Annotated in this window: 23 protein-coding genes and 1 riboswitch; of the genes, 8 read left to right on the top strand and 15 right to left on the bottom strand. The window is 45.1% G+C overall.

The window, feature by feature from the left end; all coding sequences use genetic code 11:
• Positions 1–8 precede the first annotated feature (8 nt).
• Entirely contained in the window at positions 9–872 is an 864-nt protein-coding gene (locus FLM48_RS16590; RefSeq protein ID WP_256870958.1) for a LysR family transcriptional regulator, read from the bottom strand.
• Between the two features lie 126 nt (positions 873–998).
• On the opposite strand from FLM48_RS16590, the gene FLM48_RS16585 reads away from it, so the two are divergent.
• Positions 999–1,373: a nuclear transport factor 2 family protein gene (locus FLM48_RS16585; RefSeq protein ID WP_179025397.1), complete on the top strand. Its 375-nt coding sequence runs from the start codon at positions 999–1,001 to the stop codon at positions 1,371–1,373.
• A gap of 52 nt (positions 1,374–1,425) precedes the next feature.
• Here FLM48_RS16585 and FLM48_RS16580 read toward each other — a convergent pair whose 3' ends face one another.
• The 7 genes from FLM48_RS16580 to FLM48_RS16550 all read right to left on the bottom strand — a co-directional run bounded on the left by FLM48_RS16580 (position 1,426) and on the right by FLM48_RS16550 (position 10,781).
• A complete protein-coding gene (locus FLM48_RS16580) occupies positions 1,426–2,505 on the bottom strand; it encodes a PepSY domain-containing protein (protein ID WP_179025396.1) in 1,080 nt (359 codons plus the stop codon).
• Between the two features lie 322 nt (positions 2,506–2,827).
• Complete coding sequence (locus tag FLM48_RS16575) at positions 2,828–4,192, bottom strand: hypothetical protein (protein ID WP_179025395.1); 1,365 nt, start codon at positions 4,190–4,192, stop codon at positions 2,828–2,830.
• Between the two features lie 360 nt (positions 4,193–4,552).
• Complete coding sequence (locus FLM48_RS16570; RefSeq protein WP_256870957.1) at positions 4,553–6,040, bottom strand: Ppx/GppA phosphatase family protein; 1,488 nt, start codon at positions 6,038–6,040, stop codon at positions 4,553–4,555.
• A 6-nt stretch (positions 6,041–6,046) separates the two neighbouring features.
• Positions 6,047–8,182, bottom strand: coding sequence for a polyphosphate kinase 1 (gene ppk1, locus FLM48_RS16565; RefSeq protein WP_256870956.1), 2,136 nt, complete (start codon positions 8,180–8,182; stop codon positions 6,047–6,049).
• 279 nt (positions 8,183–8,461) lie between these two features.
• Positions 8,462–8,701, bottom strand: a complete 240-nt coding sequence (locus FLM48_RS16560; protein ID WP_179025394.1) for a YdcH family protein — start codon at positions 8,699–8,701, stop codon at positions 8,462–8,464.
• Positions 8,702–8,833: 132 nt separating this feature from the next.
• The gene (locus FLM48_RS16555; RefSeq protein ID WP_179025393.1) at positions 8,834–9,649 is read right to left on the bottom strand and encodes an SDR family NAD(P)-dependent oxidoreductase; all 816 of its coding nucleotides are present in this window, start codon (positions 9,647–9,649) and stop codon (positions 8,834–8,836) included.
• 193 nt (positions 9,650–9,842) lie between these two features.
• The gene (locus FLM48_RS16550) at positions 9,843–10,781 is read right to left on the bottom strand and encodes a LysR family transcriptional regulator (protein ID WP_179025392.1); all 939 of its coding nucleotides are present in this window, start codon (positions 10,779–10,781) and stop codon (positions 9,843–9,845) included.
• A gap of 171 nt (positions 10,782–10,952) precedes the next feature.
• Here FLM48_RS16550 and FLM48_RS16545 point away from each other — a divergent pair, with 171 nt between their 5' ends.
• Positions 10,953–11,243 carry a putative quinol monooxygenase gene (locus tag FLM48_RS16545; RefSeq protein WP_179025391.1) on the top strand — a complete coding sequence of 97 codons (291 nt, stop codon included), beginning with the start codon at positions 10,953–10,955 and terminating at the stop codon, positions 11,241–11,243.
• A 62-nt stretch (positions 11,244–11,305) separates the two neighbouring features.
• On the opposite strand, the gene FLM48_RS16540 is transcribed toward FLM48_RS16545, so the two are convergent.
• A complete protein-coding gene (locus FLM48_RS16540) occupies positions 11,306–11,818 on the bottom strand; it encodes a MerR family transcriptional regulator (protein ID WP_179025390.1) in 513 nt (170 codons plus the stop codon).
• 255 nt (positions 11,819–12,073) lie between these two features.
• Here FLM48_RS16540 and FLM48_RS16535 point away from each other — a divergent pair, with 255 nt between their 5' ends.
• Entirely contained in the window at positions 12,074–12,751 is a 678-nt protein-coding gene (locus FLM48_RS16535) for an energy-coupling factor ABC transporter permease (protein ID WP_372847067.1), read from the top strand.
• A gap of 7 nt (positions 12,752–12,758) precedes the next feature.
• Here the strand turns inward: FLM48_RS16535 and FLM48_RS16530 are convergent, their stop codons facing one another.
• Positions 12,759–12,974: a TIGR02450 family Trp-rich protein gene (locus tag FLM48_RS16530; protein ID WP_179025389.1), complete on the bottom strand. Its 216-nt coding sequence runs from the start codon at positions 12,972–12,974 to the stop codon at positions 12,759–12,761.
• Positions 12,975–13,393: 419 nt separating this feature from the next.
• On the opposite strand from FLM48_RS16530, the gene FLM48_RS16525 reads away from it, so the two are divergent.
• A complete protein-coding gene (locus FLM48_RS16525) occupies positions 13,394–14,863 on the top strand; it encodes a carbon starvation protein A (RefSeq protein ID WP_028771383.1) in 1,470 nt (489 codons plus the stop codon).
• Between the two features lie 114 nt (positions 14,864–14,977).
• Here FLM48_RS16525 and FLM48_RS16520 read toward each other — a convergent pair whose 3' ends face one another.
• Both FLM48_RS16520 and pepA read right to left on the bottom strand, forming a co-directional pair.
• A complete protein-coding gene (locus tag FLM48_RS16520; protein ID WP_179025388.1) occupies positions 14,978–15,196 on the bottom strand; it encodes a hypothetical protein in 219 nt (72 codons plus the stop codon).
• Positions 15,197–15,481: 285 nt separating this feature from the next.
• Positions 15,482–16,990 (bottom strand): leucyl aminopeptidase, encoded by a 1,509-nt coding sequence (gene pepA / locus FLM48_RS16515; protein ID WP_179025387.1) that lies wholly within the window; start codon positions 16,988–16,990, stop codon positions 15,482–15,484.
• Between the two features lie 224 nt (positions 16,991–17,214).
• Between pepA and lptF the strand changes: the two genes are divergently transcribed.
• Together lptF and lptG are read left to right on the top strand one after the other, a co-directional pair.
• On the top strand, positions 17,215–18,327 hold the full coding sequence (gene lptF, locus FLM48_RS16510) for an LPS export ABC transporter permease LptF (protein WP_028771380.1): 1,113 nt from the start codon (positions 17,215–17,217) through the stop codon (positions 18,325–18,327).
• Entirely contained in the window at positions 18,324–19,382 is a 1,059-nt protein-coding gene (lptG, locus tag FLM48_RS16505; protein WP_028771379.1) for an LPS export ABC transporter permease LptG, read from the top strand. The genes lptF and lptG overlap by 4 nt, the downstream gene beginning before the upstream one ends.
• A 60-nt stretch (positions 19,383–19,442) precedes the next feature.
• On the opposite strand, the gene azu is transcribed toward lptG, so the two are convergent.
• The 3 genes from azu to FLM48_RS16490 form a co-directional block, all read right to left on the bottom strand.
• Positions 19,443–19,928, bottom strand: coding sequence for an azurin (gene azu, locus FLM48_RS16500; protein WP_028771378.1), 486 nt, complete (start codon positions 19,926–19,928; stop codon positions 19,443–19,445).
• Between the two features lie 383 nt (positions 19,929–20,311).
• Positions 20,312–21,523 carry a TonB family protein gene (locus FLM48_RS16495; RefSeq protein WP_179025386.1) on the bottom strand — a complete coding sequence of 404 codons (1,212 nt, stop codon included), beginning with the start codon at positions 21,521–21,523 and terminating at the stop codon, positions 20,312–20,314.
• Positions 21,523–21,894 carry a BlaI/MecI/CopY family transcriptional regulator gene (locus FLM48_RS16490; RefSeq protein ID WP_179025385.1) on the bottom strand — a complete coding sequence of 124 codons (372 nt, stop codon included), beginning with the start codon at positions 21,892–21,894 and terminating at the stop codon, positions 21,523–21,525. Before FLM48_RS16490 ends, FLM48_RS16495 begins: the two co-directional genes overlap by 1 nt.
• Positions 21,895–22,147: 253 nt before the next feature.
• Here FLM48_RS16490 and FLM48_RS16485 point away from each other — a divergent pair, with 253 nt between their 5' ends.
• Complete coding sequence (locus FLM48_RS16485; RefSeq protein WP_179025384.1) at positions 22,148–22,783, top strand: hypothetical protein; 636 nt, start codon at positions 22,148–22,150, stop codon at positions 22,781–22,783.
• A gap of 127 nt (positions 22,784–22,910) precedes the next feature.
• Positions 22,911–23,076: riboswitch (cobalamin riboswitch) on the top strand.
• A gap of 113 nt (positions 23,077–23,189) precedes the next feature.
• A complete protein-coding gene (locus FLM48_RS16480; RefSeq protein WP_179025383.1) occupies positions 23,190–25,157 on the top strand; it encodes a TonB-dependent receptor in 1,968 nt (655 codons plus the stop codon).
• The last annotated feature ends 13 nt before the right edge of the window (positions 25,158–25,170 follow it).

Below are 25,170 nucleotides of genomic sequence, written 5' to 3'. Positions count from 1 at the left end.
CTTGGTTGTCACCGCCTGCATCGATGTAGTGTTAACTGCTGCTCGATACTCTCTATACAGACTTGCACAGATAAAGGCAGGTACTGCGAATAGGGGTGGACGACATAAACGGCATTAGCTGGTAGTTGGTGCTGGGCAAACACAGCTTGTAGTGCAAAGGAGCTTAAGCTTGGATGAAACTCGGGTACCAGCCCAATGCCAGCACTGGCTTTGATCAGTGCTAAACAACTATGAAATGAATTGCTGCTGCAGTGTGCGGTAGCACGATACTCAAAGCCTTGCACACTATCATCACAGGGGAGAAATTGATGGCAGATCTGCTCGCCTTGCCAATCATTGGCGATGTAACGCGCCTGCTCGATTGGCGTGGTTGATAGGTAATCTTGTTGCCCGCAAAGAATGTCACGAAACTCACCAATGCGTCGCTGTTTGTCACTGCTATTTGCTGAGCGGCCGACACGAATCGCCAGATCTATATTGTGTTTGGCTAGGTCCAATTGCTGGTCACTGCTGATGAGTTGTGGCTGTAATCGAGGGTATTGGCGTAATAAATTAGCGATTACTGGGGTGACTAATGTTTCCATCAGCGCATTTGGCGCGGTGATACGCACTTTCCCGTGGGGCACGGCTTGTGCTGTTTGAGCGTGCTCCCAAGCGCCGTCTGCGACCTGGTTGATGGCCTTACATTGTCGATAAAAATTCTCACCGGCCGCTGTTAACCATTGCTTACGTGTTGTGCGCTTTAGTAGCGCCACACCTAAGTCAGATTCAAGAGATTTAAGGTGTTGGCTGACAACGGACTTAGATAGTTGCAGTTTGTCGGCGGCTTTAGTGATTGAACCACAATCAACAATATGGGCAAAGACGGACATGTAACGCAAACGGTGCATGTTAATTGTTCGGTTTAGCTAAACGGTTGGTTTTAATATAGCGGTTTTTCTAGTTAATAGGTAGGGGTAGTATCTTTATCAATCTTTACCCGTTAATAGGAAATTGTTATGTCACCTGAACAAGTTTTGGCTGCATGTCAGCAGGGAATTGCCGCTTGGCAGCAAGCGTTTAATAATCAAGACGCTGCGGGGTGCGCTGCTCAGTATCATGATGACTGCATCATGGAAGCTAAGCCATTTGGCCGCTTTGAAGGTCGTGCAGCCATTGAAGTGTTTTGGCAAGGAATCATTGAACAAGGCTTTTGCGATGTTGACTACACAGATGTCAGCTGGCGGGCTCATCCCGATGAAGGTTATATATTGACGTCAAAGTGGACTATGAATAAAGCCTATGGCGTGGTACACCGCGAACACTGGACGCTAGATAAAAATGGCCGTGCTCGTTTGATTAGCGATGAGTTTGAAGTGCTGGGCGAGCGATAATGCGCGCTATATACGGCGCTGCCTATGGCAGCGCCGAGTTTTGATAGCCGTATTATGCAGGCTGTGACTTAGCTTTAATTGTGGTCTTTGCAAAAGTGCGACGATAAAAGGTCAAGGCTGTGAAAAGGAGAATAATACAACCCACGGCTGACACAGAGGTGATGAATAGCACGTAGCTAAAAGGCATATTCAATGCATCATGCAACGGCCTAACAAAGCTTGCTATCTTACCCGATAAAGGTCTGTCGCTATGCTTAAGTGCTGAGAGCATGGTTCCGGTTTCATAACGAATGGTAATGCTGTCAGCTTGACGTAACCACACACCACTATGTTCATCAAATCGAACACTATAGTCTAACGTTTCAGCTGGTTTAGCACCGCGACGTTGTCTAGGTTTATTCACTGCGACTATTTCTGAGTCGGGCCACAGTGCTTGTGCGCTGGCGAGTTGAGCATGCCAGTTATTCGGCTGACTTTGTGGCAGTTGAACTTGCGGGTCCGGTGTATGTTGTAAGGCACCTGTCCATAAGCCTTTGTAGGTGATTAAAAAGCCTGAAAGGCACAAGATAAACAAAGGCACCGAGATAAAAAGCCCAAGTTGAATATGGCTTTTTAGTAGGCTACTCGATTTAGTGTTGCTGGGAATACTCTGTTTTAATCTAAAGCCCTTGCGTACTCGCCACCACAAATAAATACCGACCAAGGTCACCGCTGCGCCGAGCAGTGAGGCCCATGCATTAAGGTATTTGCCAAAATCGGCCATTAGGAAGTTACGATGTAGCCAGAAAATCGTGCTGTACATCGGTATTTCAGAAACTAGTCGGGTGTCGATCTCATTGAGTTGATGATCGAAAGCGATGGTTTTGCCACGAGCGCTTGCATGAATATAGGGAGTATACTCCGTTGGAAAACGCACAGAACTCATGTCTGGATATTGCTCAAAGATAGCTGCGGTGATCTCTGCCTTGCGCTCAGTTGACAATGCTACATATTGCTGGCCTTTGTTGTCTGCTCGTTTAAGCATATCCATAGCGCCCAAATAGACACCGGTACTTAGTACGATAAGCATGGTTATGCTGATGACAAACCCAATCCAATTATGGAACCACTTTAAGCTTGGAACTAGTTTCATACTACCATTCTCACTGTTGCTAACTTTCAACTACAAGCACAGTGCTGTATTGATTATTTAGCTTGTTGTTTTAGTGTGCTGGCTCGGTAACAATTGATCAATTGTCTATTGCGAGTTGCAGCGATTGCGAATGGTAATTAATCTCAGTTCTACCTTCAATTGCAGCAAAGGGAAAAACCTATAATTTATATGGTTTTGCTATCAAGGTCACAATAGTCAGGCCGAAAAGCCCTCGGGAAAGGGGGGATTTGGTATGAGTTTGCTGGGTTACATTGAGGCTGCCAAACTCAAAGGCAAGCCTCGAAGAGGGAGTCTATTTTTGTTACTCCATGAACTTAAATTGTGCTTGATATAACATCGCTTGGTCATCACTAGAATCAAACTTAGCAGTGAGTTGATAAATCCCCGTGTTGATTTCTACTGTATCGAAATAATCTTCCGCATCTTGATTGCTGTTTATTAAACTGTCTTTTTGAGCCGCTAAGCCCATTTTTGCCAAGAAACTGTGTACATCGTCAATAGTACTGTGTGTGGCGAGATCAGATGAAAATGTAATTGCGGTTAAGTCTTGGCCCTTAAAGTGAAGCTCGGTGAAATGACCGGTAATATAGATACGTCGGTCATTAGACTGGTAAATCGTTGCATTTTCAGGAAATTTAGCTCTAGCTTCAGCATAAGTTAAAGGGCCAGCTGATTCGATGATGTTGAGTAGTTCATTAATGTTCTGTGTAGACAAGGTAGTAATTTTCGCGGCCGATATACCGTTATTGGCAGCGGCTAAAGAGAAATGTTTTAGCTTGTAAACATCTTGCTCTTTGCTGACTGGATGGAAGGCGTCAAAACTTAAGGTTAAGTTACTGGTATTGGCACTTAATTCAATTTGATTGTTGTTCACCCTTTTAGCGTTGGGTAGTGCTTGCAGTGCCGCTGCAAGTTCAGTATCGCTAGTTACACGATTGTTGACCGTCCAAACTAGGTCATCAAAATGTGCTCTGTACTCAATCAAGTTTGTTGTATAAACAGAAAAATAAGGGGCTTTCGAGGTGACCTCAATCACGCTGCCTTGTTTGAAAGCTATCCATAAATTTCGCCCATAGCTCCACCAAACAGTTGGGCTATCAGCTGGGGTTGATAGATTCGGCGTGCCTAAAATGGTATTAACCTGTTGTTGACTCATGCCTAGCTCGATACCGAACGCCTGTTGATTAGAAACAATCGGAACCACCTCTTTTTCTGGCTCGGAGGTCGGGGTTGGCAGGGTATAAGCGAAGGTTTGCTCGACCATTCGGTAACCGTCGGAGGCAAATCTTAGCCTAGCATCTGAGAAAGATTTATCATCTTCACACAGCTTAACTGGTTGACTTACAAGCTTAATGTTTAATTTTGTGGTTTGTTTTTTAACGCGGTTAATATGGGTAATATTTTTCTCTACATCTTCAAGTATCAGATACTCTGCCTGTTTCGGTACGGGGAGTTGCTTAAGTAACTCAAGAGTCTGGCTAAACTCGCTTGTCTCTAATACGGGGTCAGCAAAGCCGAAAGGCATGATGAACTCTTTGCTGACTTCAACCGCTGCATACTTTTGTGCAATACAGTTGGGTTTATAATCTAGTATTTCCAGTGCAAGGCTGGGAGATGAAACCGATAGGAGGGCTAATATCACAAAGCTGCGTTGTTTGATGTGCATTGACTTGTCCTTGTCCAGTTGCTTTTTAAGGTGACGATTCAGATATCGCTCTAAAACACCCTTTACAGCAACTTGCCATGAACATAATCCTAAGTCAATGTTGTATAGGCTTTTTTAGTCAAGGTAACAATGCTTACCTGAACTGATTCAGCAATAAGCTACCCATGTAAGAATTATAGCTGGCTATAACCCACTATGACGATAAGCAGTAGAGAAAATGCAAAAACCAACAGGGTATTAATCATCATGGCAGCCATAAATTCACCTCAACATCATCAATTAAATTCAGCTTACTCTTGGGACGATTTAACTGTAACAAATCTGTCTTAATACTGGCTGAATCCTAATCAATTTTTGTGGCTAGAACTGCAAAATTATGCCGATTTTCTCGAGTTTTTTTTGTTCGCTACTCAGATCTTTATGAAGTAACTGATTTGGGTCGTCAAACCCTGAGGGTAAGGCCAAAATTAGCTTATTATCCACCACTTTTAAGGTGATAGCTTTAGTCGCGGTTTGAATACGCCCTAGGTTCAACACCACGGCTAAACGAAAGATAACCAGTAATCGAGTTAGTCGCAGCTGCTCATCACTGTCTAGCTGCTGCAGTTGATTGAGGTTAACCCGTTTACGGTGGTTCGCAACCAACATAGCCAATGCCGTTTGTTGTTGCTGACTAAATCCTGGCAGGTCGCTATTGTCGATGATGTAACCACCATGTTTATGATGGGAGCGCGAGTTAATATGGATGCCAATTTCATGCAGTTGTGCGGCGGCTTGTAATAACCAGCGACAATCAGTGAGCTGCCAATCTTTGGCAACTTGGACAAATAGTTGCTCTGCCGATAGCTGTACACTATCGGCCTGTTGAGGATCGGCATGGTATAGCTGTGCCAAGCTCATTACAGTGCGTTGCTTTAAGCCTTTGGCTGGGTCGATGTCCGACAGCTCATACAATACACCTTCTCGTAAAGCACCTTGGGCGACTTGCATCTCTTCAATCGCTAAGCGTTTAAAAAAGCTAATTAATATGGCTAATCCAGCGGCAAGGAGAGGAATACGTTTGGGGTCTAAGTTTGGGAGGTCAATGTGGTCGACATGACCAAGTTCGATCAGGTACTGGCGCAGTTTTTTTAAGCCTGACATGGTGATGGGTTGTGGTGTGTCACTATCACCATTAAGTGCTTCATTGACGGCTTTAGCACTCCCCGAGCTGCCCAGTACCAAGGGCCAGCTGCCTTTAAAATAGGCGTTTGGCAGCAACGAAAACTGTTTATCAGCCGCGGCTTGCGCAGCTTTGAATGCAGCTTTATCTAGCACTCCATCGGCAAAGTAGCGTTGATTGTAACTCACGCAACCGCACTTTAAACTGGCTAAGTTGGTGGCTTTGGTGCGCTTGCCAATCACCACTTCAGTAGAGCCGCCACCAATATCTATGACTAAGTTACGCTCAGTTAGAGTTTGGCTGTTGACGATGCCGCTATAAATCAGTCGAGCTTCTTCGTGACCTGAGACTATTTCGATGGGGTAACCGATCACCTTGCGCGCGGCATGCAAGAATTGCTGGGCATTCTTTGCGACACGCAGGGTGTGTGTGGCGACAATTCGTACCCGAGTTTGTTCTAGTTGGCTAAAGCGTTGGCTAAATTCTGTTAAGCAATTGATGCCACGGGTGATGGCCGCTTCATCCAATATGCCATCAGCATTCAGCCCCTTAGCCAATTGGACTTGGCGTTTCTCTTTGTGTAGCACTTGAATGCTACCATCTTGTTCTCGGGCAATGACTAAATGAAAGCTATTGGACCCCATATCTATCGCGACAAAATGTACCGAATTGTCTTGCTGTGACACTATGACTTAAGCCTTTTGTTGTAATGATTCAATATGCCAACCTTCGCTGTGGGTGACGTTATTGGCAAATCGTTGTGCTTGCTTAATTTCATATTGTGTCAAATATTGATGAATAGCAATTTGACTGCGTACTTTTTTCTTATTACCACGAGACTTATACGGGTTAGATTGTGCTTGATTGACGATACGAGACTTAGTGTTATCACTAAATTGGATTTGCATGAGATTCATAATCATCTTTTTCAGTGCCGCACTATAGATAGGGGTACAAACTTCAACTCGTTCGTCCAAATTGCGTGTCATCCAGTCTGAAGAGCCCATAAACAACTTGTTTTGTCCGGCAGCGCTGAACAGCATGATGCGTGAATGCTCTAAGAAGCGATCAACAATACTGTAGACTTCAATGTTGTCGCTGATACCGGCAATTTGCGGCACTAAGGTACACATTCCCCGGATCATCAGCTTTATCTTTACGCCCGCTTGTGAGGCCTGATAAAGCTTGTTGACCATAATGTCATCAACTAAGTTGTTTAGTTTTAAGGTGATGCCAGACTTCTCGCCACGGCTGGCTGCGTCGATTTCATCATCTATGAGTTGCAACCATTGCTGCCTTGAGTTGAAAGGCGACACAATAAGGTGGTTAAACTGATCACGTTGGTAGGGGCGTTTTAATAACTCAAATACATGTTGCACTTCTGCAGCGATGGCTTGATCGGCAGTAAACAGCGATAAGTCAGTATAAAAACGGGCGGTGCCCTCATTGAAGTTGCCGGTACCAATGTGGGCATATAGCTGAGTTGAACCTTGTTCTTCACGAGCGATCAGGCACAGTTTAGAGTGAACTTTAAGGCTTGGGATACCATGATGCACTTTAACCCCAGCTTCGGCTAAACGCTTGGTCCAATCGATATTAGATTGTTCATCGAAACGAGCGCGCAGTTCAATTACCGCGGTCACTCGCTTGCCATTTTTCACCGCGTCAATCAGTGACTGCATAATGTGACTGTTTTTGGCCACTCGATACAGGTTGATCTTAATGCTGGTGACGGCTGGATCGTAGGCGGCCTGACGCACAAGCTCTGTAAAGTGAGAGAACTTATGATAGGGGTAGTTTAATACAATATCGCCGTGCTTTATGGCATCAAAGCTATTGTTAAAAGCGCTGAATTGTTCGCTGTTAAGTGCAGGCAGTTTTTCATTAACCAGTTTTTTTCGGCCAGCCGTTGGAAAATCCATGAAGTCGCGGAAGCTGTGGTAGCGCCCACCTGGTATTAAACACTCTGTTGAGCTGATATGCAGGTTTTTCTTAAGCATTTTCAGCATATGATTAGGCATGTTTCGATCAAAAACCAACCTAACAGGCTGTGCTTGTAAACGCTTGCGGATAGCATTGGTCATTTGTTCTAGCTGCGTTTTTTCAAGCTCATCGGTAATGTCGAAGTCTGCATCTCGGGTCATTTTCATCGAGTAGACTTCACTGCGATCATAGTCGAAGAAGGGTTCAAACAGTTCATCGAGACAATGCCGAATGATATTGTCCACCAGAATAAAGTGCCTCACTTTACTGGCTTTTTCATGGGGGAGCTCAATGAACCTTGGGATGCCTGCATCGGGGATTTTGACAAACGCGTAGCGAATTTTTTCACCAGAGTACAAAGCTGCACAAAGGTAAGTTGAGTCATCATTAATATGATTCACTAGCTCGCTTTGTTTAGTCAAAATCAGTGGTGCGATATGACGAACAAGACGGTCTTTAAAATACTTCTTAAGCCAAGCGTGATGGAACTCGCTCAATTGGGTTTCATTAATGAGATAAATATTGGCGCGAACCAGATCTTTCATTAACGCATGGTAGGTTGCATCGAATCGCTCTTGTAGTGCCAGCACTTTGTCTTGGATACTATGCATTAAAGCCTGACTGCGACTTGGTGTATCGGCATAAGCGGTTAGTAGTATCTCCCGTCTGACAGCGGCTACGCGCACCTTGAAAAACTCATCCATATTACTGGAGAAAATCCCAAGAAACCTGACACGCTCAATCAGTGGCACATTGGTATCGCAAGCTTCTTGCAATACGCGTTCGTTAAATGAAAGCCATGACAACTCTTTATCGATGAGCAGATCGGAATTAATCGCAGACACAGGAAATCCTAGTTCTAATTACAAATATTGTTAGGTAGTCGGGGGTCAGCCTCATTGCGAGAAAACTGCTGACGATGCCGAGGTCTACAACTAGTTTATTGAATTTATATGACAGTTTTATTTAACTTGAGCGGAGAGACTAAATTATGAGAGCAATGTCAGATAAGCCAAATGGAAGAGAGTCACTGATTTCCCTGCTGCTAGAAAGGGGTTCTTGGCTCTACTAGGCAGAGCGTAGTTAATCAGATGACCCTCAAGGCATAGCCGACGGGATTTTGGTTAGCTCATTTGTAGACGCTGGTACAGTGAGTCTTTCAACACGGCTCGATCGTGTTTGAGTTTATGCATGGCTTCATCATCAATTGGATTACTATTTAGCTCCAATTCGCGGATCTCTTTATCCAATGCGTTGTATTGTTTGGTATCAGAGGCAAAGCCGCTGTCTGTGTTGATCTTTGTGGCAATCTTATCTGAAAACTCAGGAAATTCATGAAGCAATGAATGATCTTCTCCAAGCATAGTGACTCCTTTTACTCAATTAGGGTAGTGGTTAACGTAGCTGTGTAGTATTTAAGCTAGATCATAGCCGTTATGGCGTCAAATTGCCCCTAATACTGGAAATCAATCTGTGGCAATTATAGCCACAGCGAGTTAATTAATTGCTGCAAGATTTTGCAGTGCATTTTCGATGGTTTCGACCACATGTTTGGTTTTGTGAGTATCATTCACATCAGCGTGTGGTTGGCGAAACTGCCCAGCATCATTGTCAAAGTATTTACCACTGGCATCGGCGAACTCTGCTGATAAGGCTGCTCTGACTAAAATATCTGCCCCAATACTGAGATCGCCACCGCTTACGCCATAAGCCTGTTTGACCATTTTACTGCCAAGCATAGAAGCTGGATTTACAGCGATGATAGCAGGCGCATTAGTGCCTAATGTCTGTGCTAATTGCCGTGACCACATGGTGATAGCCAGTTTGCTGTGAGCGTAGGCGGCGCTGTCTGATAGCGGACTTGGCGAGGTTAAGCTGTCGATGTCAAAACTGGCTTGGGCCGCGGAAGATAAGTTAACCACTCGGCCATCGCTTGGCATGATAGGGAGTAGTAACTTGGTGAGTAAATAGGGAGCAAGTGTATTGACCGCAAAGCGAATATCGAAGCCGTCTATTGATACCGTGTTTTGCGTGACGTAAATACCAGCGTTATTGATCACCACATCTATATGTTCATGGGCTGAGCAAACCGATTCTGCCAAGGCTTTCACATCTGCCATCTGCGATAGATCAGCAACATATGTTTCTAACTGCAAGTCGCTATTAATGCTCGCGAGCTGGGCGGCCACCTTGGCTAGTTTGTCACTACTACGCCCATGTAAAAGTACGTTATGGCCCAGAGCTAATAAAGCTTTTGCCGTTTCTAAGCCAATGCCGTCGGTGGCGCCGGTAAGCAATATAGTTTTGTGCATAAAGCAGATTTCCTTGTTCACTGAGTGGGGTTATCAATAAGGCTAAACTGAGTTTTAGTTCATGTATTGAGTTTAGCACTGCAATCGCAACGGTATAACAAATCAATCACTACAATCAGTTTATTGATTATGTTGATAATCTTAAGATTCGTATTGGCATTATTAAGATCTCAGACTGCAATTGCCGACCGCACTAGTCAGTTATGTTTTGTTTGGCAATCGCCCCCGCCTGAGCGATGGCGGTTAATTGCTCATGGGTTTTAGCGCGCAGTAAGTCGCGCAATAGGCGCATAGCCGGTGTGATAGATTGTTTACTAGGGCAAACTAGCCACAGTTCGGTAGGGGTTGCGGGGTAATCATTCATCAAGGTCACCACCTTGCCGCTAAGAATATCGTCCGCCATATCTAAACTGGATTTCAACGCTATGCCTTTACTGGCAAGACACCAGCGCCTGACCAGATCGCCATCATTTGAGGCCCGATCGGCAGGCATTTTTATCAAAAACTTCTGCTCGCCCTGGGTAAACTGCCACTCGTTATAGAGCACATCATACAATTGATAAAGTAGCCCATTGTGGTTAAGTAATTCATCTGGGTGATGGGGCGTGCCGTAATCTGTTAAATACTGCGGCGTCGCGCATAAAACCCGCGGCACATTAGCTATCTTAAAACCATACAAGCTTGCATCGTTTGGCGAGCCATAGCGCAGCGCCATATCAACAGCATCACGGTAAAAATCAATATTACTGTCGCTTATGCTGCAGCGCAGATTCAAATCTGGGTATTGTGTCATAAACTCATCAAGCCAGAGCCTCGCGCTGTTTCGGCCCAAGTCTGAAGGCATGGCGATGCGTAGGTCACCATCAATCACTGCCATATCGGCTTTCATATTTTGTTTGGCCTGGTCGAGCATGATGATGGCTTGTTGGCACTGAGGGAGATAGCGCTCACCTGCAGCTGAGAGCTTGAGTTGTCTGGTGGTGCGGATGAACAGCTCGGCACCAAGGCTTTTTTCTACGCGCTTGACAGCGGCACTGGCTGTGGCTGTGCGCATATCCAAATGGGTCGCTGCAGCGGTAATACTGCGAAACTCAGCAACTTTGACGATAATATACAGATCTTGCAGTAACATAATGAGCTCGGTGCAAAGTGATTAACTTGTGTTTATAGCCGTCACGAACAAGATTATCAATTAACATTGTCAAAAATTATTTGATAATGTTTCATAATTTATGCTGTTTATCACCAACTTCTGCTTGTCTACTATTAAGGGGTCACTCACCGATATGTTTAAGGAAACCTCATGAGCCAACTGACTATTGTGGCCAATATTATTGCTAAAGAAGCGCACATCGAACTGGTTAAAGCTGAACTGCTCAAATTGATTGATACCACGCGCAAAGAGCCCGGCTGCATTAATTATGACTTACACCAAGATAACCAGAGTCCAGCACATTTTGTGTTTTACGAGAACTGGCAAAGTCGTGAGTTGTGGCAAACTCATATGGGCAACACGCACCTACAACAATATATGGCCGCGACCGAAGGCGCAGTAGCCAGTTTTGTATTGAATGAAATGACCGTTATCGGATAAAGCATTGCTAACTTTGCTGATAAAATTGCGCCTATTCACATAGGCGCTGTCGTTACTTTGACTTAAAGACCTCTAATTAGCGCTATCTCTTCCGCTTCAATGCCGAGTGTTTCGAGAAATCTTTGGTGTTCTGTTGGCTCCATTAGTTCAAACTTTTGGTGCCAACGTGTCATCGCGGCTTCATCAAACCCTGCTTCAATCATAATTTCTACCCAACGTTGTTTCGATATCATATCGCTGTCCAATAATTCAGGGGCTTTAAGCAATACAATGATTGCTCTTTGCTGTTGTTTTAATTTGTCAATTTCAGCTTCAAGTTGATTAAAGTGTTGCTTCAATAATTGAGGTTGAGACTGACCATTGCTATCGTCAAGCAACTGGGCGATATGGGTCACTGGTAAGCCATAAGCACGATAAGAGACTATCATTTGCAGTCGTTGTCGTTCAGGTTCGCCGTACCAGCGATAGCCATTATCACCGCGCATAGCGGGCTTTAATAACCTTTGGCGTTCATAATAGAGCACCGACGTTCTTGATATATTGCACTGCTTGGCGAGCTGGCTAACGGTATACATAACACCCTCTGTTGCGGTAACGAGCCACTGAGTATCAAGCCTATGCTTGTAGACGGGTCAACATAAAAGTGAAATCGCCTTATTGATAGGGGGAGACTGAATGACGGGTTCAAAACTTTGCCCGGTTAGTTTCAGTTTAGGATCGCAGGCCTAAGTTGTATACATGTGGGTTAGCAATAACTTAAGCCACAGCATCGCCCGGCGGCGGGATTATTCGATAGCGGCAACACAGATTGGTGAAAGGAGAGTGCGACTGTGATGATTTTTCTACAGCAGCGCTGGCAAAGTATTGATTGGAGCCAGAGTGCGAGTCAGTGGCTTGGACTACTGCTGTTGGCTATCTGGCTTTGGCTGGCATGGCCAAAAGAAGAGTTGTTACAGCTCAAGCGTGATAAAGCCCTGCAAAGCCGCCTGTTTCTCAGCACCTTGGCAATTAACGGTTTATGGTTACTTAATGCCAGTATCACAGCCGGTATTCATGTGCATTTTCTTGGCATTGTCACCTTTATGCTGATGTTCGGTTGGCGGTTGGCTACACTCGCGATTTTGCTGCCGGTGCTGTTCTTTTGCCTGTTCGTCATGCAAACCCCGTTTACTTTGGGTTGGTATGGGTTGCTGGGTTATGCACTACCGATTTTTGTCGCTTATCTTATCTACTGCAAAGTTTACCAGGCACTGCCGCATCATGTTTTTGTCTATATTTTTGGTGCGTTCATTAATGCGGGCTTATCGATCGTGATACATATCTTGATGTGGTCTAGTTGGTTGTGGCTTAGCGGAGCTTATAGTTGGCAATACCTTATCGATAACTATCTGCTATTAATGCCCTTGCTGGGCTTTCCCGAAGCATTGCTTAGCGGCATGGCGATTACCTTTATGGTGGTCTATCGACCCCATTGGCTGTTCGATTATTCAGACAAACAGTATTTCTAATACCAAGCTATTGCCAACCGACACGCCAAACTTGCGGATCAGTTAAGTCACGCCAGTGAATGTCATATTGGTTTTGATTGTATACCGCTTCAATGAGGCACTGGATCACATTGCCTTGCTCGTCAAATTCAACCTCTACAATGCAGAAGTGCTTTTCTTTATTCACCGGCTTCACAGCGGTCCACTTACTGTGTAGCAGTTTTTTAGGAGATATTTTGTTCATGGTAATGTTACGTATTGAAATGAATTTGCGATCAATGTGATCTGTAATGGATATTTTTACTGCCAAGGTGTGCGCAATGCCCATTTTACAGGATTTGAATGTGGCCGAGTTCAAGTTTTAGTGATAGCTTGAGGCGTCGGTAACGATTGTTGCCGAAACAAAACAATAGTGTTGTTACTCTATATTTAACGACCAATGATTGCAGCGGTGAACTGAAGCTAGCGTGGTCTGCCAGCGAACGGTTATTGCAAATGGTTGGTGGTTTATCTGGGAAGCTGGCAAAGTATTAGTCATTTATAGCGGTTTAGGCGAAATAATTCGCGCCAAGTGATATAACATTTTGTTACTTGACCTGCATAGGTAACTCAAAGACACTCAATCGTTACCTCGTTCGCTAAAACGTATGGATGATCATAAAAATGCTTATTTTCTTTATCTGTCTTGGATTATTGATCCTAGCTTATAAGTTCTACAGCCCATTTGTAGAGCGTCAAGCTGGTATTGATCCCAACGCGAAAACCCCACAAAAACGATTTGATGATGGCGTCGATTATGTCGAAGTTCATCCTGTCAAAGCTTATCTAATTCAATTTCTTAACGTCGCTGGTGTTGGCCCTATCTTTGGCCCAATCCTCGGGGCGCTGTATGGTCCAATTGCGCTAGTTTGGATTGTACTGGGTAATATCATTGGTGGTGCAGTGCACGACTACTTCTCAGGTGTATTAAGCATCAAAGAAGACGGTAAGAGCCTGCCAGAAATTGCCGGTCACTACTTTAATATTTACTTTAAAGGTGTGATGCTGATTTTTACTGCCATGCTATTGTTCTTCGTTGGTGTGGTGTTCATTATGAGCCCGGCTGGACTGCTAAGTAACCTAGATTATTTTGAGAACACCATCTTTGCCAATAATGTTTTCTGGGTGCTGGTCATTTTAGGCTATTACTTCTTAGCGACTTTATTGCCAATTGATAAAATCATTACCAAGTTATACCCACTATTTGGCCTGTTGATGATTGTGATGACAACATCAATTGCAGTGGCATTATTGATTAGCGCGCCACAACTGCCGGAAATGGGCGACATTTTTGCCTATTTTGACCACAGTCATTATAACAGTGATCTATTAGCGCCTAACCCGGATGGATTACCTGTGTGGCCGCTGCTATTTATTACCATTACCTGTGGTGCGATTAGTGGTTTCCATTCAACGCAAGCGCCCATCATGGCGCGCTGTTTAACCAACGAGAAATATGTTCGTCCGGTTTACTATGGCGCGATGATGTCTGAAGGTATTGTGGCATGTGTATGGGCTACAGCGGGTATTGCTGCATTCCCTGGCGGTTACGCAGAGCTCAAGAGTATTCTTGATGCAGGTGGTCCGGGTCTGGTTGTTAATCAGGTTGCGACTACTTACCTTGGGGTTGCTGGTGGTATTATGGCGATTATTGCCGTGGCTATTTTCCCTATTACCTCAGGTGATACGGCTTTCCGTTCGCTGCGTCTAACCATTATTGATGCGTTCAAAATCCCACAAAGCGTTCGCAACCGTTTGTTAGTGGCTGCGCCAATTCTAGTGATTGCGTACTTCATGACTAAGATTGATTTCTCATTAATCTGGCGCTATTTCGCTTTCTCAAACATGTTGTTATCGACAAGCGTACTTTGGTTAGCGACTAAGTATTTATTTGACAGAGGCACCTTCCACTGGATTGTGAGCTTACCTGCGATAGTTGGTACCTGTGTGACGGTCTCTTACATTATGACCGCGGGCATTGGTTTAGGCTTACCGCAATCTATGAGTCAGCCTGTCGGCATTGCAACCGGTGTTGTGTGTCTAGTCGGACTGATTATCGCCCATAACAAGCGTAAGGTTGCTCAACAAGCATAGGTTTGTTGTATTTGATAAAAAGGACATCCATTGATGTCCTTTTTTTATGCCTCATCGCGGTGATTTTTAACCGCTTTTGACGGCATTTAAACTCCACGCTGGCAAAGGCTAAAGCTAACGGCTGATATAGCGTAGAAAGCTATACAATAGGGCTGCAGCCATTGCTGCTAATGCCAAATGGGCAATAACGGTTTGATAGGCCAGTGTGTACCAGCTGTTATTGAGCGGGCTGAAAAACCGGTAGATGAAACTGGTAAAATGGTGCAATAGCGAAAACACCAGAAGATTACTGGCAAAAAAAGCCGCTACGGCAATCAGTTTAAATGAATTCATATCCGCGCCCTCATGTTGAAATTGAGGCTATTATGCGGATAAATACCGAATACACTTAGTTAGTATCTATTCGATATTAATATGGTTAATTTAAGGTTTAGCAGTCGATATCGTGATTGAGCACAACCTCGCGCCGCTCGCCTTAGCCGGTAAAGTTGTAGGCTTCTCCAGGTTTTCATCTTCTTTGTCGCTAAGGGCTGCGCTGGGCTGATGGTTATGGCGATAGAAATCGTAGCCAAAAAAATGAAGCCATAGGGCTTCATTTTTTCATCACATGGCAGAGGGTTACTCGCCTTGTTCTACACCTGCTCGATTAATCAAGAACTGTGTCAGTAGCGGCACAGGACGGCCTGTTGACCCTTTCTTCGCGCCGCTGTTCCAAGCCGTACCAGCCACATCGAGATGTGCCCAGTTGTACTTTTTAGCGAATCGTGAAAGGAAACATGCAGCAGTAATTGATCCCGCTGGACGACCACCTAAGTTAGTCATGTCAGCAAATGGGCTTTCAAGATGCTCTTGATACTCATCCCACAAAGGCATACGCCATGCGCGGTCACCACTTTGCTCACCAGCGTTTAATAACTCGTGTGCTAATGGGTTGTGAGAAGAGAACAAGCCTGAAGCATGTTTACCTAGTGCAATCACACAAGCACCGGTCAGTGTTGCAGTATCAACTACAAGTTCAGGATCAAATCGCTCAACATAAGTTAGCGCATCACATAGTACTAAACGGCCTTCAGCATCAGTATTCAGTACTTCAACAGTTTGACCTGACATTGTGGTAAGAATATCACCTGGACGGTAAGCATTGCTTGAAGGCATGTTCTCACAGCCAGCTAGCACGCCCACAACATTGATAGGCAGCTTCATTTCGCACAAGGCTTTCATGGTACCAATTACACCAGCAGCACCACCCATGTCATACTTCATCTCATCCATGCCTTCGCCGGGTTTCAATGAAATACCACCTGAATCAAACGTCAGACCTTTACCAACTAAAACAATGGGTTTCTCAGTACTGTCAACTGCGCCTTTATATTCCATAATAGTCATAATAGATTCATTATCACTACCACGGCCTACGGCAAGGTATGAGTTCATACCAAGTTTAGCCATCTGCTCTTCACCCACCGTTGAAACGGTCAGTTCATCACTGGTTTCTGCAATTTGACGCGCTTGAGAAGCAAGATAAGCTGGATTACAGATATTGGGTGGCATGTTGGCAACATCGCGGCATAAATGCATGCCCGCTGAAACAGCGTTACCATGCTCAATCGCGCGTTCGCCAACAGTAAGTTCGCGGCGTGTTGGCACGTTAAAGACCAACTTGCGTAGTGGTCGACGTGTTTCGCCTTTATGGGTTTTTAAGGCATCAAAGCTATACAAACTGCTTTGAGTTGTTTCTACTGCTTCACGTACTTTCCAGTATGTGTCACGACCTTTAACATGTAACTCAGTTAAGAAGCACACCGCTTCCATAGAACCGGTTTCATTTAAGGTGTTAATGGTCTTGGTAATAATCTGCTTGTATTGACGTTCGTCGAGCTCGCGCTCTTTACCACAGCCAACAAGAAGAACGCGCTCACTGAGGACGTTAGGTACATGATGCAACAATAGCATCTGTCCAGGTTTACCCTCTAAATCCCCGCGGCGTAGTAAGTTGCTGATATAGCCTTCACTGATCTTATCCAGCTGCTCAGCAATACCAGAGAGGCGTCTAGGTTCATAGACACCAACGACAATACAGGCCGAACGTTGCTTTTCCGGGCTGCCGCTCTTTACGCTAAACTCCATGAGCTCTCCTAGATTCTTAAAGACAAATTTTATTATTTATTAGATAATGTCTGCTTGTGCCCAAAAAGGGGCCTAAATTTGGTACACCATAGTGTAATTTTTTCAGGTGTTTTTTTGCCATTTTTAGTTATAGGCTGGTTACAAAACTACCAAAAGTAGACAGTCTACATGAAAGTTGGGCTGATACCAGCATAAATGTAAGTTTTAGATACCGGATCCAACCTGTGATTGTATTTAGATACCTGATTCGAGAAGTTTTTAAGGCACAAATAGCCGTGCTTTTAGTCTTGTTAGCTATTTTTATTAGCCAACATTTTGTGCGAGTACTCGCAGACGCCTCTGACGGCGAGTTTCCAGCTTCATTGGTGATGACCCTTCTGGGGTTAAATTTGCCTTACCTTGCGGTACTCGTCGTACCTTTAAGCCTATTTCTAGGCATTTTGATGGCCCATGGTCGCATGTATGCCGAAAGTGAAATGGTGGTATTTCATGGTGTCGGGGTGAGCGAGTGGTACATCACCCGAGTGACATTACTGTTGGCCATCGTCAATATGCTGTTTACCGGCTACTTATCGCTGTTTGTGGCACCTTGGGCGGAAGAAAAGCAGAACCAAGTACTCGAACATGCCCAATCGGAAGCCGGTCTTGCAGCGCTGACTCAAGGGCGATTCCAAACCAGTCCTAATGGCCGAGCCGTATTATTTGTTGAACGTATTGGCCGTGATAATCACCTTGATAAAGTGTTTGTCGCGCAACTGCCAGATCCTGAAGATGAATCTGGCGAAGTGAATATTGTCATGTCAAAGGGCGGCAGTGTCGTCGAAGATGACACTGGCGGTCAGCGCTTAAAGTTGACCGACGGCACCCAGTATCAAGGCAAGCCACAGCAATTAGATTTTCAAATCGTCGAGTTTGGTGGCTACCAAATGCAGATTAAAGATCAGCAGGTCGACGAGCGCAGCCGTAAAATGTCAGCACTGCCCTTAAGCCAGCTGATGGCAACAGAAGGGCCTGAAGCGACGGCTGAGTTTCATTGGCGCCTGGCGATTCCGCTGGCGATTCCGTTTATGACCTTAATAGCCGTGCCAATGGCGCGGGTCAACGTGCGTCAGGGCAAGTTTGCCAAAATGTTCCCGGCTATACTGCTTTATCTTGGCTATTTTGGTTTAATGGTTGCAGGGCGTAAGGCACTAGAAGATGAAGTGATTCCGGCCTATTTAGGTATGTGGTGGATCCATGCTTCGGCACTATTTCTTGGTGTTTTGTTGTTGGGTAAAGAACGCCCAACCGGGGCTAAGTTAACCGGGCTGTTTAAGCGTAAGAAGGCCTGCGCATGAGAATATTAGACTTCTATATTGCCCGAACCCTGATTAGCACCTCTGCGCTGTGTTTGCTGATCCTCACCGGCCTATCGGGCATTATTAAATGGGTTGATCAATTGCGGGTAGTGGGCCGTGGTACCTATTCATTGATGGATGCCGGCATTTACGTACTTTTCCTTATTCCGCGTGATATTGAAATGTTCTTTCCCATGGCGGTGCTATTAGGCGCATTGATTGGCATGGGGATGTTGGCATCGAATTCAGAGTTGGTGGTAATGCAATCGGCTGGATTGTCTCGACTACAAATTACTATGTCGGCGATGAAAACGGCTATTCCGTTAATGTTGATGGTGATGTTGCTGGGTGAGTATGGTGCCCCAGTGGCTGAAAGACACGCAAATGAACTGCGGGCGGTAAAAACTTCCGGTGGTAGCTTGTTTAAGTCTAACCGTGGTATTTGGGCACGCGATGGCGATCTGTTTGTGCATATTACCGAAGTGGAGAATATTAATACCCTGCACCAAGTTACCCTGTATGAATTTGATGACAACCTAAGCTTAGTCAGCACTGTCCATGCAGAGCGCGGGGTGTATGCCAACGATCACTGGCGTCTGCTGAATGTACGCCATACCCAGCTGGTCAACGACCGTATCTCGCTTACTGAGCAGACCATTTATCGTTGGGAGTCAACTTTAACACCGGATAAACTCAGTGTTGTGTCAGTGAAGCCCGAAGCTTTATCGATACAAGGTTTGTTAGGTTATTTGGACTATTTGGCCTTGAACAACCAAGATGCAGGGCGCTACGAATTGGCGCTTTGGCGCAAGATTATGCAGCCTGTGACAGTCGCTGTGATGATGTTAGTGGCATTGTCATTTGTATTCGGTCCACTGCGAACGGTGACCATGGGGGCTAGGGTGCTACTGGGCGTGGTGGCAGGCTTTAGCTTTTATATCTGTAATGAAATCTTTGGGCCGATGACCTTAGTTTATGGTTTGCCACCAATGGTGGGGGCGATGATGCCGCCGATGATTTTCAGTGCTGCAGCCATCTATTATATTCGGCGCTGATGTCGCCATGATTAAGGTACAATTGATAAAGTGATGGCGGGCATAAGCCCGCCATTTTTATTATTCCGTTATGCTAAAGTCACCTTGCATAATGGCCCAATGGCCAGGGAAGGAGCAGAAAAACTTATAGCTGCTACCAGCTGTCATACCTTGGGTACTAAAGCTGATGCTAGTGCTGCCACCACCACCGATAATTTCTGTATGTGCAATCACTCGGCTATCGTCAGGTTTGACGTAATGGTTAGCGGCGCCGGCAGCCATCCCATCGTTTGCCACTGCTTGCATATCAGCCGCTTGAGTCAGCACCCAATTATGGCCCATCGCGGTTTTGGGTAACTTACCGTCATGGATCAATGTTAGTGTGACATCGGTACAGCTGGCCGGCACACTGAGGGTTTTGGCGCTAAATTGCATAGCATCATTTGCTGTTAAGCTAATGTCGCATTCATTGGCGTAGGCGTGGCCACTGTAAAGTAGACTCACTAGGCTTAAGTTGATGATGCGTTTAATCCACTGCGATAGTTTGTTGTTGAGTTTTGATGACATTTTCTGCCCCTTATTGTTGTTGCTGGCGTGTAAGCCAAGATCACAGGCAGCATAGGGGAAACCTTATTAAATGAAAATCATTCTCAATTGTAAATGTTGGGAATTTACAATTGCAGAGGGAGCGTTAACGATGAATTCTGTCGTCGTTCCAGCTGATAATATTAGGGGGTAGGCCGTATAAGCTGGCTTAGTTGCGGCTATAGTGGCAGCCGTCGTGCCTTTCACTGTTTCTAGCATGTTCTAGCATGGCCTCTATTATTAATTTAATGGCTCCTAGTGGCGGCTTTATCAAGCCGATGACTGGCCAAGCATTGCGCTAGGTTTATCAGGTTTAGGTGATCAAGCTAAACCCAATGAGTGAATCAATGCTCAGTGAACGGCGACTAATGACTAGTGACTTTGATTCGCTCCACATTGGCGGCAGGCTCATGCATAACAAAGTCGAGCTGTACTTTACTCGCTTTGGCACCATTAGCTGACTTTTCATAGACCCACTGCTCAAGTGCATCGATGGCTGATTGGTCAAACACGCCTTGAGGAGACGATTTAATCACGGCGACATTATCGACTTTACCTTGGGCACTAATATCGAACTGAAGTTGCACATAACCGTTGAGGTTGCTATTGACCGCTTCAACCGGGTACTTAGGCTCGATACGCACGACAGGGTAAATGACATCTTGTTTAGTGGCCTGCTTGTCGCCTAGATTGCCCGCTAAAGCTTGTTGATTAATAGCAATACTGCTAAGCCCCATCAGTACGGTTAGGCTAAGTATCGCAAGTGGGTTTTTCCCATGTACTTTTTTCATCTGTAATATCCTCTCTTTTAAGATGTTTTTATCTCCATAGTGGGTGTGTAACATGCTAGATGGCGCATGTTGCGAGTAGGCCAATAACGCGCGGCTATAGGCAATCTTTTGGCTATGATCCATATCATCGGTTATGTAGGCATCACAGGCTAATTCTTGATCATGGCGAAAACGTTGGTGAGCTAACCACATCAAAGGATTGAACCAAAATATGGCACTAATGATAAAGGCAATCGGGTTAGCAATGTGGTCGCCACGACGATAGTGATAAATCTCGTGTGCCAGTATCGCTTGTTGCTGTTCATGGCTCAGGGTTAGGAAGTCGACTGGGACAAGAATACGTGGCTTGAAAATACCCACTAACATCGGCGAGTGAATACCGCTAACTTGTGCCACATCGATAGGCGAGCTGGGAATATCCAATCGTTGGGCATAAAGCGATAGTGATAGGGCTTGGTGGTGCTGGTAAACCATTTTCGCCAATAAATAGCCGACTCCCAATAGGTACAGGTAGGGCAAGTAAAGGTGAGACCATAAACTGCTTGATAGCGCGAGGGTTTCACTGGCAAATACTCGGTAGTACTGCATGGTAAGTGGTTGCTCAGCTAGGCCTATATTGGGTAGGTAGCTTTGCAGCCCTGAACATAACAGCAGCATGGGAATGATAGCCCATAAAAAATAGGTGTAGTGCGCGCCCAATCGAGCGAGTAATGGTTTGTGACACAGTAAAAGTATCAGCGCCGCCAAGGTGGTAATAACAGTCTGTTCCATCAGCCAGTTAGCCATTACTTTTGCTCCTTTTCCCATTGCTCGATAACCGATTTTAGCTCGGCGATATCTCTTTCATTGAGCTCATTATGTTTGGCAAAACCAGCAATTAGCGGCGATAAATTGCCGCCAAACACGCGCTCAATAAAAGTTTTACTCTGCTTAATTTGGTATTCATTTTGATTAATGAGTGGCTGGTATAAGTAGGCACGCCCCTGCTTTTCGAAACCTATAGCCTGCTTTTTGACTAAACGATTGAGTAGCGTTTTAACCGTTTTTTCATGCATTTGTTGCGCAGCAAGTGCGCTGACAATTTCACTGGCATTGAGCGGCGAGTGGTGCCAAAGCACATTTAGCACAGCCAATTCACTATTACTTATTTCTTGCATTTTCAGCCTTAGATTACAGTTGTAATTTGAATATAAGATTACATTTGTAATTTTTAAATGCAACTGGTTTGTTGAAAATTATTTAACAACTTGTGCGCACGGCTTGGCGGATATGTAGTAAACTAGCCAGCAACCCCCTCGTAGTAACCGATTAATGGATCTAAACAACAGGGCGCTCGTTTTTAGTACAAATGGCGGAGCTATTTGTTAGTGAGTAAGTTTAAAAACTTGTGTACAAACAAGGAAGAAAGATATGAACTTGGGTGTTAAGTCCTTAGTTAACCTAGCCGTTTTATTTGCCCTTTCAAACGCGGCAGCAATCTCAATTGCGCAAGCGGAACCCGCCACAACAGCACAAGATAGTCCCCGTGTACATGAGCTTGCGGTCTTTGAGCATCCGCTGAGTTTTCATTTTCCACACAATTGGCGATTAGCTTATAGTGAGCATCGCGGTGACATGTTTTCCGCTGAATTTGTGCCTAACGATGAATTCTTAAATAAGTGGTCGTCGCTATATTGTGTGCAGAGCTTTAAAAATAAAGCCAATTCAATCAATGCTGAAGCTTTTCTAGATACCTTTGCCGACAATTATCGACACAGCTGCCAAGGAGAAGTGAACTACAACAAAATAGGCAGCCAAGTTATTAACGGCCAGCCCGCATTTAGCGCCTTACTTTCCTGTAGCAAAATGCCGTTAAATCACAGTACAGATGGTAGCTTTGGTCAGCAGAGCCTCAGTGAAATAGGCCACTTTACTGTCGTTCAAGGGCAACAACATCTCTATTTGATGCACCATAGTGCCAGAGGGGTCGGTAGCGTGTCGGTCGATATTGCTAAGGCGATTCAAGCGCCCGATAAAGCGATTACTGGCGGCACTGTGTTTAAGTAATTGTTATATGTAAGTTGAATGAGCAATAGACTTTTATACGTATAGACATCTATAATTGCGCCCGCAATTAGTGCCTAGCAACAAGCATGCAATCATTAGGCAGACTAATTGAGCAACAAGTTAATGATTTAAGTCAATCTTTTGTGGTGCTTTCGCTTCAGACATTTGCAGCAAAGATAATCGGGAAGCCAGTGAGAATCTGGCACTGCCCCCGCAACGGTAAAGTAACCCTTAGTTGTTTTTACTAAGGTGTCACCTAAGTCCGGAGACCGGCCCTAAAGATGATTTTGAGATTTCGGCGGGCAGATCTCAGAATGCGATGTTAAGTAGCAAGAGTAAGGCGATCTGTTAGCACTTGATTCGTGACAATTTTTGCCCCGTTTTCCTTTCAGGAGTTAAAGGTAAAATGGGTACTAAACCAACTAAAATAGCCGTGTTGTTAACCGGCATCTTGGCATCTTCTGCCAGTATTTCAATGTCTACGTTTGCGGCTGAGGCCGAGTCTGCCACTATTGATGAGACGATTACCGTCATTGGTCGTAGTGAAAATAGCCCGATGAATATCGCCGCCAACGTGAATGTTATTGACGCTGCAGCCATTGAAATGAGCGGTGCGACCTCCTTGACTGAAGTATTACGTGGTCAAAGTGGCATTCAAATCTCAGATTCAAATTCAGGTGCAGTATTTTCTATGCGTGGCTTCAGTGCTAGCCAAGCTGCGAACAACACCTTGATTTTGGTTGATGGTCGTCGCTTGAATAATATTGATATTGCAGCGCCAAGCATTAATGCCATTCCGTTGCACCAGATAGAGCGCGTTGAACTGCTATCAGGCAGTGCGGGCGTACTTTACGGTGACCAAGCTGTTGGTGGTGTGATTAACATTATCACCAAAACCCCAAATGCGACCGGGGGCACACTGCAACTGTCTGGCGGTAGTTTTAATACTTATGAAGCCAAAGCTGACGTTGCAGGTGCGATTAATGACACTTGGCGATACTACGCCGCTGCCAGTTACAACCAAGGTGACAATTACCGCGAACATAATGCCAATGAGACTTCATCGATTTTAGGCCGTTTGCAGTATCAAGGCGATAACGATGATTTCTTTGTTGAAACCAGTTACTACGATAACGATCGTGAATTAGCGGGTTCATTGACATTAGATCAAATTGAAGATGATCCTCGTCAGGCTAATCCATTTAACAAAGACGATTATCAACATGAAATGACCACCGCCATTCGCTCTGGTTATCATTACCAGATCAGCGATGCGTGGAAGCTTGGCTTGGACGCCAATTACACAGACACCAAAGTGACGTCAGTTAGCTGGGGTAGCCCAGGTAAAAACAATCGCTCTATGTTAGAAGTATTGCCCAAAGCCGTGGCGACTTACGAAACGGCAAAAGGCGATCTGAATATTGTGACTGGTATTGATCTAAGCCGTGGTGAATCAGAGTTCAGCTGGGGACGCAGTAATGTGCAGAAAGTTGCCAGCGCCTATGCGCAAGCGACTGTGCCATTAACCACCAGTGTTAGTTATGTTGTCGGTGGTCGTTACGCGGAAGTGAGCGATGAGCTTGTTGATGGTGCGGTCTACCCTCAGGGAGTCGATTTAGACCAAGACGCCCATGCATTTGAGCTTGGCTTGAACTATCGTCCGAATAGCAATCACCGTCTGTATATTCGTGCCGATGACAACTTCCGTTTTGCCAAAGTGGATGAGCAGGCTTACACACCTAAAGATGTAGTTGGATTGAAGCCGCAAACGGGTCGCTCGTACGAAGCGGGTTGGGACTGGGCTCCTGAGCAACATAGCGTGCGTATCAGCGCTTATCAGCTCGACTTAGAAGATGAAATTGTGTTTGACCCAAATGCGGAAACCCCTCCTGGTGGCAGCTTTCCTGGAGCTAACGTTAATGCTGATGCTTCATCTCGTTTAGGTGCTAGCATCGATTGGGATTGGCAGCTTGCTAGCCAGATTTTGTTAGGCATTGAATACAACTATATTGATGCTGAATTTACCGAAGGTGTGAATAAAGGCAATAAATTGTCTTGGGTTGCTGAGCATTCTGGTCGTGGTTTCTTTAGCATAGATGCAAATGAAAACTGGCAGGTATTTACTGAACTTGTTTACACCGGCGAGCGTTTTATTGAAGGGGATAACGGCAATGTTGCTCCTAAGCTAGATGCTTATTACTTGACCAATATTGCCATTAACTACACCAACAATGATTGGTTAGCGAGCTTACGTGTAGATAATCTGTTTGATGAGCAATATGTCAGTGCAGGTTACTACAGCAGTTGGGGCGCGCACGGTTATTACCCCGGCACAGGCCGCGCGTTGCGTCTATCGGCGAGCTACCGTTTCTAAGTTAAGCAAAAGC

The organism is Shewanella sp. Scap07, from assembly GCF_013394145.1.
GTDB classification, from domain to species: domain Bacteria; phylum Pseudomonadota; class Gammaproteobacteria; order Enterobacterales; family Shewanellaceae; genus Shewanella; species Shewanella waksmanii.
This window is presented reverse-complemented; position numbering and strand designations above follow the sequence as displayed.